The 11,768-nt window shown below is 65.3% G+C and carries 12 protein-coding genes; 8 read left to right on the top strand and 4 right to left on the bottom strand.

What is annotated here, in order from left to right:
* Positions 1–86 precede the first annotated feature (86 nt).
* Both JQ627_RS10335 and JQ627_RS10330 read right to left on the bottom strand, forming a co-directional pair.
* Positions 87–362 (bottom strand): YiaA/YiaB family inner membrane protein, encoded by a 276-nt coding sequence (locus JQ627_RS10335; protein ID WP_008133945.1) that lies wholly within the window; start codon positions 360–362, stop codon positions 87–89.
* Between the two features lie 40 nt (positions 363–402).
* Positions 403–1,098, bottom strand: a complete 696-nt coding sequence (locus JQ627_RS10330; RefSeq protein ID WP_212484124.1) for a PspA/IM30 family protein — start codon at positions 1,096–1,098, stop codon at positions 403–405.
* Positions 1,099–1,199: 101 nt separating this feature from the next.
* Here JQ627_RS10330 and JQ627_RS10325 point away from each other — a divergent pair, with 101 nt between their 5' ends.
* Positions 1,200–1,808 carry a TetR/AcrR family transcriptional regulator gene (locus JQ627_RS10325; RefSeq protein WP_212484123.1) on the top strand — a complete coding sequence of 203 codons (609 nt, stop codon included), beginning with the start codon at positions 1,200–1,202 and terminating at the stop codon, positions 1,806–1,808.
* 157 nt (positions 1,809–1,965) lie between these two features.
* Here JQ627_RS10325 and JQ627_RS10320 read toward each other — a convergent pair whose 3' ends face one another.
* Positions 1,966–3,297, bottom strand: coding sequence for a glycoside hydrolase family 3 protein (locus JQ627_RS10320; RefSeq protein ID WP_212484122.1), 1,332 nt, complete (start codon positions 3,295–3,297; stop codon positions 1,966–1,968).
* 187 nt (positions 3,298–3,484) lie between these two features.
* On the opposite strand from JQ627_RS10320, the gene JQ627_RS10315 reads away from it, so the two are divergent.
* From JQ627_RS10315 to JQ627_RS10305, 3 genes are read left to right on the top strand one after another with little or no spacing between them, the layout of a single operon-like run.
* The gene (locus JQ627_RS10315; RefSeq protein ID WP_212484121.1) at positions 3,485–4,981 is read left to right on the top strand and encodes a DUF4173 domain-containing protein; all 1,497 of its coding nucleotides are present in this window, start codon (positions 3,485–3,487) and stop codon (positions 4,979–4,981) included.
* A gap of 19 nt (positions 4,982–5,000) precedes the next feature.
* On the top strand, positions 5,001–5,705 hold the full coding sequence (locus JQ627_RS10310; RefSeq protein WP_212484120.1) for a response regulator: 705 nt from the start codon (positions 5,001–5,003) through the stop codon (positions 5,703–5,705).
* Positions 5,702–7,288 (top strand): ATP-binding protein, encoded by a 1,587-nt coding sequence (locus JQ627_RS10305; protein WP_212484119.1) that lies wholly within the window; start codon positions 5,702–5,704, stop codon positions 7,286–7,288. Before JQ627_RS10310 ends, JQ627_RS10305 begins: the two co-directional genes overlap by 4 nt.
* On the opposite strand, the gene JQ627_RS10300 is transcribed toward JQ627_RS10305, so the two are convergent.
* Complete coding sequence (locus tag JQ627_RS10300; protein ID WP_007597071.1) at positions 7,285–7,425, bottom strand: hypothetical protein; 141 nt, start codon at positions 7,423–7,425, stop codon at positions 7,285–7,287. The genes JQ627_RS10305 and JQ627_RS10300 overlap by 4 nt on opposite strands.
* 79 nt (positions 7,426–7,504) lie before the next feature.
* Between JQ627_RS10300 and JQ627_RS10295 the strand changes: the two genes are divergently transcribed.
* From JQ627_RS10295 to JQ627_RS10280, 4 genes are all read left to right on the top strand, one after another.
* A complete protein-coding gene (locus JQ627_RS10295; RefSeq protein WP_212484118.1) occupies positions 7,505–8,074 on the top strand; it encodes an alpha-ketoglutarate-dependent dioxygenase AlkB in 570 nt (189 codons plus the stop codon).
* Positions 8,075–8,406: 332 nt separating this feature from the next.
* On the top strand, positions 8,407–10,029 hold the full coding sequence (locus JQ627_RS10290; protein ID WP_212484117.1) for an NAD(P)/FAD-dependent oxidoreductase: 1,623 nt from the start codon (positions 8,407–8,409) through the stop codon (positions 10,027–10,029).
* A 20-nt stretch (positions 10,030–10,049) separates the two neighbouring features.
* Positions 10,050–10,565, top strand: a complete 516-nt coding sequence (locus tag JQ627_RS10285) for a hypothetical protein (protein ID WP_212484116.1) — start codon at positions 10,050–10,052, stop codon at positions 10,563–10,565.
* Between the two features lie 124 nt (positions 10,566–10,689).
* Positions 10,690–11,622 carry an alpha/beta hydrolase gene (locus JQ627_RS10280; protein WP_212484115.1) on the top strand — a complete coding sequence of 311 codons (933 nt, stop codon included), beginning with the start codon at positions 10,690–10,692 and terminating at the stop codon, positions 11,620–11,622.
* Positions 11,623–11,768: the final 146 nt, after the last annotated feature.

The raw sequence follows: 11,768 nt of genomic DNA, 5'->3' as shown, positions 1-11,768 counted from the left end.
TCAGCGGGGCTCGAGAATTGCGCCTCAGGTAGCGAACCGGCGGAGCGAGTTGCTCCGCCGGTTCCTTGCTTGTCGGTCGGCCTTGTTCAAGCCGCCTTGGAGACTTCCATCAGCAGACGCTCGGCCTTGGCATCCTCGATGCGGTTCACCATCCGGCTGCTTTCGTGATTGTCGCGCACCGTCTTGGTCAGGGTGATGCAGGTCTGGACCAGCATCACGATGCCCATGGCGAGGTAGCCCTTCATCCAGAGATCGATCGGCAGGAAGAAGACGCCGAGGGCGATGAGGAACGCCGAGGCTGCGAAGGACGCGTAAGTGAAGGTCACCCAGGCGCTGCTGTGGGGCTGGCCGTTCTGGTTCATGATGCTCTCCTGTCGGTTCGAATGATGATGGGGTTTGAGATCAGGCAGTCGGTGCGCGCTTGGACTTCAATCGCGCCAGCACGTCGTCCGCGGTCGTCTTGAGCCGGGGGCCGAAGCCCTGCTCGGCGAGTTTCTCGGCGGTAGCGAGCGGACCGCTGGCCGCATCGAGTTCGACCAGCGCATCGTCAGCCGCCTGGGCTTCCATCTGGCGGTCGCGCAGGCGCCGCAAGGTGCTCTCCGCCTCCGGCAGCGTGGATTCGTAAGGACGGGCCGCCTCGATGCCGCTGCGGCGAAGCGAGCGAACCGCTTCCGAGGCACGGGCGACGCGGCGGCCGCGGTCGAGCTCGGTGATGCGCGCCTGCGCATTTGCGACATGCCGCTTCAGCCGGGTGATCTCGGTGGCAAACAGCGCGCGTGCCGTCATCGCCGCATCGCGATCGGCCTCGAGGCCTGCAATGGCTTCGGCGGCGTCCTTGGCGAGATCCTCGCGGCCGCCGTCGAGCGCCGCAACCGCGCGGGTCTCGAGATCGGCGATGCGGGCGACGGTCGCCTCGAGCTTGCGGCCTTCCTGCTGGTCCTGCGCGATCGCCAGCGCCAGCGTCCGCTTGCTGCGCTCGACGGCCGCAGCCGCATCGCGCATCTGCTGGTCGAGGATCAGGAGGGCCGTGCGGTCTTCCAGCTCCTCGCCTGCGGCGGCAACGCTGCCGCGGAAAAGTGTCACTACGGTCTTGAACATTTGCTGCTCCCTGTTATGAGCGTTGCTCACAGGTCCTATGTAGCACATCTTGAGCGACGCTCAAGATAAATTTGAGCAACGCTCACGAATTTGGTTAACAAATGTCTAAGGCCTTGGAACGTCGAGAGAAACTGCGGGCCGAGCTGATCCTGGCGGCGGAACGAATGATCGCCGAACGGGGATTAGCGGGCCTGAAAACCCGCGATCTCGCCCGCGAGATCGGTTGCGCCAATGGTGCGGTCTACAATCTCGTCGCTGACGTAGACGAGCTGATCCTGCGCGTCGGCTCGCGCACGCTGCTCAGGCTCGACGAGACGCTGAGCGCAGCTGAAAGCACGGGCGAACCGTCGCCGCAGGAGACGCTGGTGCGCATCGCCATCGCCTATTGCGATTTCGCCGCGGAGAATCTCGAACTCTGGCGCGCGCTGTTCGAGCACCGCATGGAAGCCGGCAAGGAAGTCCCCGACTGGTCGATCGACGACCAGATGCAGTTGTTCCGGCACATCTACATGCCTCTGGCCGCGCTGTTTCCCAAGCGCAGCCCCGAAGAACTCGGCATCACCGCACGCAGCCTGTTCTCGGCGGTACATGGCATGGTGGCGCTGGGACTGGAGCAGAAGCTGGTCGCCGTGCCGCTGCCGGCTCTGCGCAAGGAAATCGCGGGCCTGGTGCGCGCGATGATCGACGGGTTGATCGCGCGCGAAGCGTGAGCCGGACGACGGTCACTCCGCCCACGAAGCGCCGCCGACGTTGGCGCTATTCCGCCCGTGAACGGTTCAACGCGGAGAGGCGATGCCCCGAGGTGAACTGAGGAACGCGACAAGGAGCATGTGTCGGAGCTTCACTGGATCCTCACATCGCGACCAATCAATCCGACACAGCCACGGTTGAATTCATGGTGCGTCGGGCCGAAAGGGACCGCTCCAGCCGCGCCTCGCTCGCGCGCAGCATCACCGCATCGAGCTTGCCTTGTCGCGATCCCTCCAAGGCGCAGGCGAAGACCCGGTAGAATTGCGCGCCGTCATAGGCGACCAGCAGCAGATCGACACCGGCGTTGATGGCCTCGACCACGGCCTTGCAGACGTCGTGCTGGTAGATCGCACCCATCACAAGGTCGTCGGTCATCACCACGCCCTGGTAACCCCACTTGTCGCGGATGATCCCCTCCACGACGCGTTTCGAATGCGAGGCGGCGCGATCGGGATCGACGGTCGTGAGCGTGATGTGCCCAACCATGAGCGCACTGCGCGAATGCGACAGCACCTCGCGGAACGGCAGCCAGTCGGTTGCCTCCAGCTCCTTCACCGGCGTGTCGAGATTGGCACTGAAATGATGCGTATCGGTGCGGACGCGGCCGATGCCGGGAAAATGCTTCAGCGTGGCGCCGACGCCTGACTCCTCCAGTCCGCGGACATAGGCGCTCGCGATCGTGCTGACGACGGCAGGATCGGTGGCAATCGCGCGCTGGCCGATCAGCGTGTGGAAATCGAGGCGATTGCGCCGGACTGGCGGCTTGAGATCGAGCACCGGTGCGAGGTTGAGGTTGACGCCAAGCCCGGCGAGATCGCGTCCGTGGATGCGGCCGAACTCTTCGGCCTTGGCCTGCTGGTCGCCGGGGGCAAGCCCGGTGAGCGTTGCCAACGCCGGCACCTTTGTCAGCGGCGGCGCGAGATGCCCGACGATGCCACCTTCCTGATCGGCAGCGACGACCAGCGGCGGCAGGCCCGCCGCACGTCGCTTGTCTTGCAGCGCCGCGATCTCGGCCCGCAGCGCTTCGATGGTCCGCCCCCGGATGTTGTGCCGGGTGACGTAGACGCCGCCGATCAAGCCCTGCTCGGCCAAGCGCGCGACCTCGGGAAAAGAGGAATAGCCGACCATGAAGTGAGACCCGAGCTGACGCGCCTCGGTGGCGCTGGCGGCAAGGACGTCGTGCTTGCGCAGCTCGAACTTCAGATGCGCCGCCGACATCAGGACCGGCGGCAGGCACCAGAGCACGACGAGCAGCTTGCCCGCGATGCTGCGCCAGCGCCCTCTGCGCAGCAGGACGATGACAATCACGACGCTCGCGACGACAAGCGCGATGTTTCCGGCGCCGCGCAGCACGAGCAGATAGGGATCGTCCTTGTTCGCGGCCACGAATGCGGCGAGCGGCGCGGCCAGCCAGAGCAGAATGAGACCGATGCGATTGAGGAATTGCATGATGCGTCACGCCCCAATTGATGAACGCATCGCACCTATCAAAGCGACTGAAGCTGCGCGAGGGGCAAAACCGCACCTGCACGAAAACTGCAAAAGACTCCTGAAACCGTGCAGACGAAGGCCCCGCCTTCTGCGCAAGCGCCGTGCAGACTACACGACATCGATATTCACGAAAGGTCATTTGGACATGACGAGCCTGGCTACGACGTCGACGACGGACATCCAACCGATCAGGCCTTCGGCGGTTTCGGCCAAGCTCGCGATGGCGCTGGTGCTGGCTGCACTCGCCGACTTTCTGCTCTACGGCCAGCGAATGGGGCTGTCGCTGGTGATCCTTGCCATCGCGATCGCCTGCGCCTCGCTGATCGCCAACCACGCGACGCTGGATTGTCGGCGTGTAGCGATCGGCGGCGCGATCGTCGCGATCGGTCTCGTGCCGGCCGTGGAAGAACTCAACGCGCTCTCGTTTCTGATCCTCGTAGCCGCGCTGGTCATCGCCCTCCTGCTTGCGACCAATCCGGAGACAACCGGGCTCGCCGACCGCGCCCGCGCGCTGCGAAACTTCTTCGCGTTCGGCTTCTTCCGGTTCTTCCCCGATGCGCTTCAGGTGTTCAACATGTCGGCGTTCACCCGCGGCATCGCGCTCTGGCTGATGCCGGTGGTCCTGAGCACAGTGTTCGTCGCGCTGTTCGCCGCCGCCAATCCGGTGATCGAGCAATGGGTGTCCCTGCTCAATCCGAAAGTAATCTTCGAATATGTCAGCGTCTGGCGCGCGCTGTTCTGGACCTTGATGCTGGCGCTGATCTGGCCGTTCATCCATGTCCGCTGGCGGCGCAGGAAAATTGTCGCCACGACCGCCGCCGATGTCCCCGTGCCGCCGCCGCTTCCGCCCTTCGTCGCGCCGGAGTTTTTGGGCCCCTCCACCATTCTGCGCTCGCTGATCCTTTTCAATCTGCTGTTCGCGGCGCAATCCATTCTCGACGGTATCTATCTCTGGGGCCATGTCGCGCTGCCCGACAATTTGACCTATGCGAGCTATGCCCATCGCGGCGCCTATCCGCTGATCGCGACCGCGCTGCTCGCGGCCGCCTTCGTGCTGATCGCAATGCGCCCGGGCGGCCCGGCCGAGAAATCGAAGGTGATCCGCCCGCTGGTCTATCTCTGGGTCGGGCAGAACGTGCTGCTTGTCGCGTCGTCCATCTTCCGCCTCGATCTCTATGTCGACATCTACATGCTGACCTATTGGCGCATCGCGGCCTTCATCTGGATGGCGCTGGTGGCGCTGGGCCTGATTTTGATCGTTGCCCGCATCGTGCTCGACCGGTCCAACGAATGGCTCGTCGGCGTCAATCTGATCGCGCTGGCGGTCGTGCTCTATGGCTGCTCGCTGGTGAACTTCGATGCCTTCATCGCAAACTATAATGTCGCCCACAGCCGGGAGGCATCGGGCAAAGGCCTGCAGGTCGACATCAACTATCTCCTGACGCTCGGGCCGCAGGCGCTGCCTGCCATCGACAAGGCCATCTTGCTCCGGCCCGGCACCCCGGAGAGCTGCCTTGTGTCGCGCCGCGACCGCCTTGTAGAACAGCAGCGCCAGGATCTGGCCTGGCGGAGCTGGGACTTCCGAAACTGGCGGCTCCAGCGCAGGCTGGATGCGCAGGCGAAAGATCAACCGGCGGGCTGACGAGGCAGCGGAGAGTTTTTTGGCGCATCGCATTCTCATCGTCGACGACGAGGCCCACATCCGCGAGGTCATCCGCGTCACATTGAAGAAGGCCGGCATGGACGTGATCGAGGCCCGCGACGGCAAGGAGGCGCTCGCCCGCTTTGCCGCCGACAGGCCCGACCTGATCGTGCTCGACATCGGCATGCCCGAGTTCGACGGGCTCGACGTCTGCCGCGAGGTGCGCAAAACCTCGGACGTGCCGATCCTGTTCCTGTCGGCGCGCGACGAGGAGATCGACCGCATCCTCGGCCTCGAGATCGGCGGCGACGATTACGTGACGAAGCCGTTCAGCCCGCGAGAGCTGGTGGCGCGGGTCAACGTCATCCTGCGCCGCCTCAGTCCGCGCAATGGCGAGGCCAAGGCCGGGCCGGCCGCGCTGTCGCAGGGCGGGCTTCTGATCGATCCCGAGCAGCATGTCGCGACCTTCGCCGGCACACAGCTCAAACTGACCGCGATCGAGTTCGGTATTTTGCGCGCGTTCCTGACGCGGCCGACCTCGGTGTTCAACCGCGAGCAACTGATGAGGGCGGCCTATCACCTCAACATCCAGGTCTCCGACCGCACCATCGACAGCCACATCCGCAACATCCGCGCCAAGCTCGCGGCGCACAATTGCGAGAACGTGATCGAGACCATCCACGGCGTCGGCTTCAAGCTCGGCCGCTGCGAGAAAGAGGCATGAGCGCGGCGCCCGACAAATGGCGGCCGTCGCTCACCCTCGTGATTTTCACGGTGCTGGCGACCGTCGGCGTGCTGCCGCTGGTCGGCCTGTTCTTCTTCCGCCTCTACGACAACCAGCTGATCCGCCAGACCCAGGCCGAGCTGATCGCGCAGAGCCGCGTGCTCGCGACAATCTATGCGCAGGAGGTCACGGCGCGGCTCGACAACGGCCTGACGCTCGGCGCCGAGGTGCCGCCGAACGTGCTGCCCGACCCCGGCGACCAGGTCACCCCGATCCGCCCCGCGCTCGACCTCACCGCCAACGATCTGTTGCGACGCCGGCCCGATGCGCTGGCCGCGACTCAGCCTGCACAGCCCGCCTATGTCGAGATCGGCGCGAAGCTGACGCCGATCATCCGCGAGACCCAGAAGGTGACGCTGGCGGGCTTTCGCATCCTCGATCAGCAGGGCGTGGTGATCGCCGGGCGCCAGGAGGTCGGGCAGTCGCTCGCCCATATCGAGGAGGTCGCCGACGCGCTGCACGGGCAATACCGCGCCACCCTGCGCAACCGCGTGCCGGACAAGCCGCCGCCGCCGATCTATTCCTTCAGCCGCGGCCTCGGCGTGCACGTGTTCTCGGCGATGCCCGTCATCGTCAACAACCGCGTTGCCGGGGTGATCTACACCACGCGGACGCCGAGCAACATCTTCGACCATCTCTACCAGGAGCGCAGCAAATTCGTGCTGGCGGGGCTTGCCGTAATCCTCGGCACCATCGCGATCGGCCTCGTCTTCTCGCGCACCATCACGCTGCCGATGCGCGAGCTGATCGACCGCGCCGCCAGAATTGGCCGCGGCGACCGAGAGGCGTTCAGGCCGCTCCGACATTACGGCACGCGCGAGTTTGCCCAGCTCTCGCACAGCTTCCTCGGCATGGCCGAGCAGCTGGCACGGCGTTCCGACTATATCGCGACGTTCTCGGCCCACCTCACCCACGAGCTGAAATCGCCGCTGACCTCGATCAAGGGTGCGGCCGAGCTGCTGCAGGATTCGTATCAGGGCAAAGCCGAGGGCCTGACGCCGGCCGAGCAGAAGACGTTCATCGCCAACATCCTGTCGGACACGCAACGGCTGGAGGCGATGGCGCAGCGGCTGCGCGAGCTCGCCCGCGCCGAAAGCCTGCCGCAGAACGAGCGCACCGAGCTTGCGCCCGTCATCGCCGACCTCAGGAGCCGGTTTCCGGAAGGCTCCATCTCGGCCAGCGGCAGCCTCGACCGGGCGATCGGCATGTCCGGCGAGAAGGCGCTGATCGTGCTGTCGCATCTCGCCGACAACGCGATGCGGCACAAGGCGAGGTCAATCTGGCTGGAGGCGGTGGACGAGCGGACGACCCTGCTTCTGACCGTCAGCAATGACGGCGAGCCGATCTCGGCGCCGAACCGCGACAGGATCTTTGACGCGTTCTTCACCACCCGCCGCGACCAAGGCGGCACCGGGATGGGGCTGGCGATCGCGCGCGCAGTGATGGCGAGCCATGGCGGCTCGATCAGGCTCAAGCCGACCGACGACGGCGCGGCCTTCGAACTTCAGTTTCCGATAGCCTAGATCGCGAACACCCAGGCGGCGACGATGGTGCCGATAGTGACCAGACCGGCGATGGTCCAGCCGGCGGCGTATTCCAGCTCGGGATGACCGGTCGCCCGCATGATCTCTGCCGGATCGGCGGTATGCTTCTCTGCCATGACAGCCTCGCACGTTTTTTTCCGTGTCCTATGTAAGTCGCATCAGCCGCCATTAGGTTCCATCACGGAAATGCGAGGAATGACGCAGCTTGGTTTATTCGCCGACCCGGAAGGAGGTCCGGCCGGCCTTCGCTATACGGACAATTTTATCGATACCGCCGTCGAGCAGGACTTGATCGGCCGCATCGCGGCATTGCCGCTGCAGCGCTTCCAGTTCGGCGCCTTCGAGGGCAACCGCCGGGTGGCTTCCTTCGGCTATCGCTATGACTATTCGCTACAACGGCTGGCCGATGCCGAGCCGATCCCGGACTGCATCCTGCCCGTCGCACGGCAGGTCGAGGCATGGGCGGGCCTCGCCGAGGGCAGCGTCCGGCAGGTGCTCTGCACCGAATATGACACCGGCGTCGGCATCGGCTGGCACCGCGACAAGCCGCATTTCAAAGAGATTCTTGGCCTGTCGCTGGGCTCGCCGTGCAAATTCCGCTTCCGCCGCCGCAGTGGCGACAAATGGGAGCGCCACACGCTCGAAGCCCTGCCGCGCTCGCTTTACATGATGGACGGCGAGGCGCGGTCGCAATGGGAGCACAGCATCCCGCCGGTCGAGGCACGCCGCTATTCCATCACCTTCCGGACGATGAAGCGGGCCTAACGGACCGGTCAAAAACCAAAACTACGAAAACAACCCCATGCACAGTAGAACGCGCTGCCGGCATGCGGCCGCGGTCGCGCGACCCAAATGTTTGACACGTCAGACCAAAACAGCCGCACCGCGCAATCGTCGCGCGGTTCGCGGATTTTCGCTGCAATTGCGGGCCGGGGGGGGGGAAGAAGTCGGGTGGAAGAGGAGCCGCCACTCGACTCTCCGCAAGATTGTAAGTTAATCTCGCTTCTATCAGCCGGCCTATTTTTGCCGACACTGCAGGATTTCAGGGCGCGGCACGGCGCCGTCCCGACAGAAGACATTTTCAAGGGAAGCACGCGATGCGTTCGCTGTTTGCGCGGCTGCACCGGCGTTACGGGCCCAAGATTTCGGGGGCAGAGCGCCAACGGCGGGTCAAGGACAAGCTCGCCCTTCAACCCACCCCGCCCACGATCCGCTCACCCACGGCGCTCCGCGCGCTGGCGGTGCGACGCCCGAAAGTCGCGATCATCGGCGGCGGCTTCGCCGGCCTGATGGCGGCCTCCGAGCTCGTCGCGCATTGCGAGGTGACGCTGTTCGAGGCCCGCAACCGCTTCGGCGGTCGGGTTCTCAGCAAGACGAAGCCGAGCGGGATCGTCGAGGCCGGCGGTGAGCTGATCGGCTACAACCATCCGCTCTGGCTGAAATATGCCAAGCGGTTCGAGCTTGGCCTGTCCGTCATCACCTCGGACACCAATTTCGAAGCGCTCGAGCTCGACATGCCGCTGTTTCTCGACGGCCACAAGCTCTCTGACGGCCAGATGAAGCTGGTCTATCACGAGATGGACGACGCTTTCGGCAAGTTCAGCCGGTGGGCCGGCCGGGTCAAGCCTGACAAGCCCTGGCGCGCCAAGGGAGCAAGGAAACTCGACGCCCGGACGATTGCGGAGTGGATCGCCAGCCTCGACTGCTCGAATCTCACCAAGCACGCCATGGAGGAGCAGTTCTCCAACGACGCGGGCCAGCCGACCACCAAGCAGAGCCTTCTCGCCAACCTGGCCGTCGTCGCGGGCGGACGGATGAAGAACCAGATCGACGCCTTCTTCACCCAGACCGAGACCTTGCGCTGCTCGGAAGGCAATCAGGAGCTCGCCATTCGTCTCGCGCAGGACATCGGGGACAAGGGCGCCAGCACCCACCTGTCGACGCCGGTGCGCGCCATCCGCATCGACGGCGAAGGCGTGACCCTGGAGTTCAGCCCCTCCGGCAACGGAGCCGCACGCGCGTCCTTCGCCGCCGATTATGCCGTGCTCGCGATCCCACCGAGCCTGTGGCCGGACTCACCCAACGCCAAGATCACGATCACGCCCCCCCTGCCGCACGACTACTACGTCACGATGGGGACGGCGGTGAAATATCTCAGCCCGCTCAAGAAGCGCTTCTGGATCGGCGAGGGCCTCGCCCCGACGGCCATCTCGAACCAGTTCGGTGTCACCTGGGAAGGGACGGACAACCAGATCGCCCCGCCGGAGCACCCGGTCGAACTCAGCCTGTTCGCCGGCGCCGACGTCGCGGCGGAAGCTCTCAAGCACTACCAGCCCGGTGACCAGAAGCAGGTCGACGCGTTCTACGCGCAGCAGATCGGCAGCGTCTACAAGGGCTATGTCGCGCATCTGGCCGATCAGCCGGAGTTCATGGCCTGGCCGCGCGACGAATGGACCGCCGCCGGCTACTCCTGTCCCGCCCCGGGCGAGGTCTGCCGCGCCGGTCCGCTGCTGGCCAAGGGCTTTGAGGACCGTCTGTTCTTTGCCGGTGAGCACACCTGCTTTGCCTATTTCGGTTACATGGAAGGCGCTCTCCAGTCCGGCCAGACGGCGGCGGCTGCGATCATCAAGGCCATCGACAAGCAGCCTGAAGCGCAAGGCTCTGCCAGGAACGGCAATCCTGTCATAGGCTCGGGACGCCTTGCGGCGTCGAAGCCGTGACCGGAAAGGGAGCGACGCGAATGACGTTCACGACAAGGTCCCGATCCAGGATTCGGGCCTGCATCGTCGCCACGCTCGTTCTTGCCGGCGCCTTCAACGCCACCGGCGCCTCGGGCGCAACGCCTGCAAAAGCCACGGGCTCGACGGCGCTGGCGCTCGCGGGCGTGATCGCACCGCTGTCGCCGAACTTGACCGGCGCCGAGCGGAAGGCGGTGGCGATGCTGTTCGCCGGGACCAGCGACGTTCCCTACAAGAAGCCGATCGTCGTGACCGCGGACAGAATCGTCTGCCGCACCGGCAATATCGACATCACGCTACGCAATTGCGAGGTGACCTTCGGCAAGAAGAGCAGGACCGTGAACGGATCGACGGCCAATGAAATTTTCGCGACAGAAGCGCTCGCCGGCATTCCGCCCGATGGTGCGGCGGGATCGAACTTCGAGAGCCTGAGCAAGCTGAGCTGCACGATCGACCCCAACGCCATCCGCCGCAAGGACGGCAGCGGGGCCGACTGCACGTTCCAGCCGGGGAATTGAACTGCGCATGGGGGAAGAAACCGGGTGCCGTGAAATCGCCTCAAGACCAAATAACTAATAAGGCGAATTGAAAAGACAGGCCAAACGCGCGAGCCCATATCGGGGACCCGGGGCCGGCACCAACATGAAGAATTATCTCGCTTTTTTTCTCATTCTGGGCATGACGACAGCCTCCGCGCACGGTCCGTTGCCGGCGCGGCTCACAGGGCCGTCCGATCTCGTCCGGGTGGGCCTCACCGACAACGACACGACCGCCGGCGGCACCGCGCGGCTCTGCGAGCAGATCTCTTTCTCGCGCGGGCTGCGCTACGGCGAAAGCGAGGCCAATGTGCTCGACGTCGCCACCAGCAGCGAAACCAAGGCGGATACGCCCCGGCCCGTGCTGCTGTTCGTGGGGGGCGACACCTTTACCGGCGATCGCGGCGCGCCGGACCTGTCCCGCGAGATCCAGGACCAGGCGATGTGCTTTGCCGCGCGCAACGGCATGATCGGCGTGCGCGTCAGCTATCGCTTTGCGCCCTCGGCAACCTGGCCGATGGGCGCGACCGACGTCGCGGCGGCGCTGTCCTGGGTCCACGGCAATATCGACCTGTTCAATGGCGATGCCCGCGAGATCGTCGCGGTCGGCTACGGCGCCGGTGCCTTCCATGTTGCCACATTGCTGGCGCATCCCGAGTTCCAGACCGACCGCGCCGATGTCGCGGCCGTCGTGCTGGTGTCCGGGATCTACCGCGCGGGCAAGGACGCGAGCGACAGCGAGAAGGCCTATCTCGGCACCGACGCCACCCAATATGACAAGCGGTCGGTCTTCCCCGGCATCCTCAACGTCGACGCGCCGATCGTGCTGGCCTGGGCCGCGAATGATCCCGCGAGCCTCGTGGCGCAGGGCGAGACCTTGAAGAAGACGCTCTGCGGCGCCGGCCACTGCCCGCGCAGCACGCTGCTGCGCAACCGCGACGGCATCGCCGCCGCCTTCGGCCTCGACGGCTCCGGCGACAGCCTCGCCGAGCCGACCCTGCTGCTGGTGCATCAGCTCGAGGCGCGGGGGCTGCCGTAGCGGGCGCGCGGCTCGCTTATTACTCCGACCTTTTGCTGGGCTACCCCTCTCCCCCACCCTCCCCCGCAAGGTAGGGCTATCGCATATGGGCAAGGACGGAGAGGAGAAAGTCGTTATTCCACCTCGCCTGGAGCATTTTGTGGCTG

The sequence above is a fragment of the Bradyrhizobium liaoningense genome, assembly GCF_018130785.1.
GTDB classification, from domain to species: domain Bacteria; phylum Pseudomonadota; class Alphaproteobacteria; order Rhizobiales; family Xanthobacteraceae; genus Bradyrhizobium; species Bradyrhizobium liaoningense_A.
This window is presented reverse-complemented; position numbering and strand designations above follow the sequence as displayed.

Coding starts and splice junctions, on each gene's coding strand:
- JQ627_RS10335 (WP_008133945.1), bottom strand. CDS start 362: ATGAACCAGAACGGCCAGCCCCACAGCAGCGCCTGGGTGACCTTCACT.
- JQ627_RS10330 (WP_212484124.1), bottom strand. CDS start 1,098: ATGTTCAAGACCGTAGTGACACTTTTCCGCGGCAGCGTTGCCGCCGCA.
- JQ627_RS10325 (WP_212484123.1), top strand. CDS start 1,200: ATGTCTAAGGCCTTGGAACGTCGAGAGAAACTGCGGGCCGAGCTGATC.
- JQ627_RS10320 (WP_212484122.1), bottom strand. CDS start 3,297: ATGCAATTCCTCAATCGCATCGGTCTCATTCTGCTCTGGCTGGCCGCG.
- JQ627_RS10315 (WP_212484121.1), top strand. CDS start 3,485: ATGACGAGCCTGGCTACGACGTCGACGACGGACATCCAACCGATCAGG.
- JQ627_RS10305 (WP_212484119.1), top strand. CDS start 5,702: ATGAGCGCGGCGCCCGACAAATGGCGGCCGTCGCTCACCCTCGTGATT.
- JQ627_RS10300 (WP_007597071.1), bottom strand. CDS start 7,425: ATGGCAGAGAAGCATACCGCCGATCCGGCAGAGATCATGCGGGCGACC.
- JQ627_RS10295 (WP_212484118.1), top strand. CDS start 7,505: ATGACGCAGCTTGGTTTATTCGCCGACCCGGAAGGAGGTCCGGCCGGC.
- JQ627_RS10290 (WP_212484117.1), top strand. CDS start 8,407: ATGCGTTCGCTGTTTGCGCGGCTGCACCGGCGTTACGGGCCCAAGATT.
- JQ627_RS10285 (WP_212484116.1), top strand. CDS start 10,050: ATGACGTTCACGACAAGGTCCCGATCCAGGATTCGGGCCTGCATCGTC.
- JQ627_RS10280 (WP_212484115.1), top strand. CDS start 10,690: ATGAAGAATTATCTCGCTTTTTTTCTCATTCTGGGCATGACGACAGCC.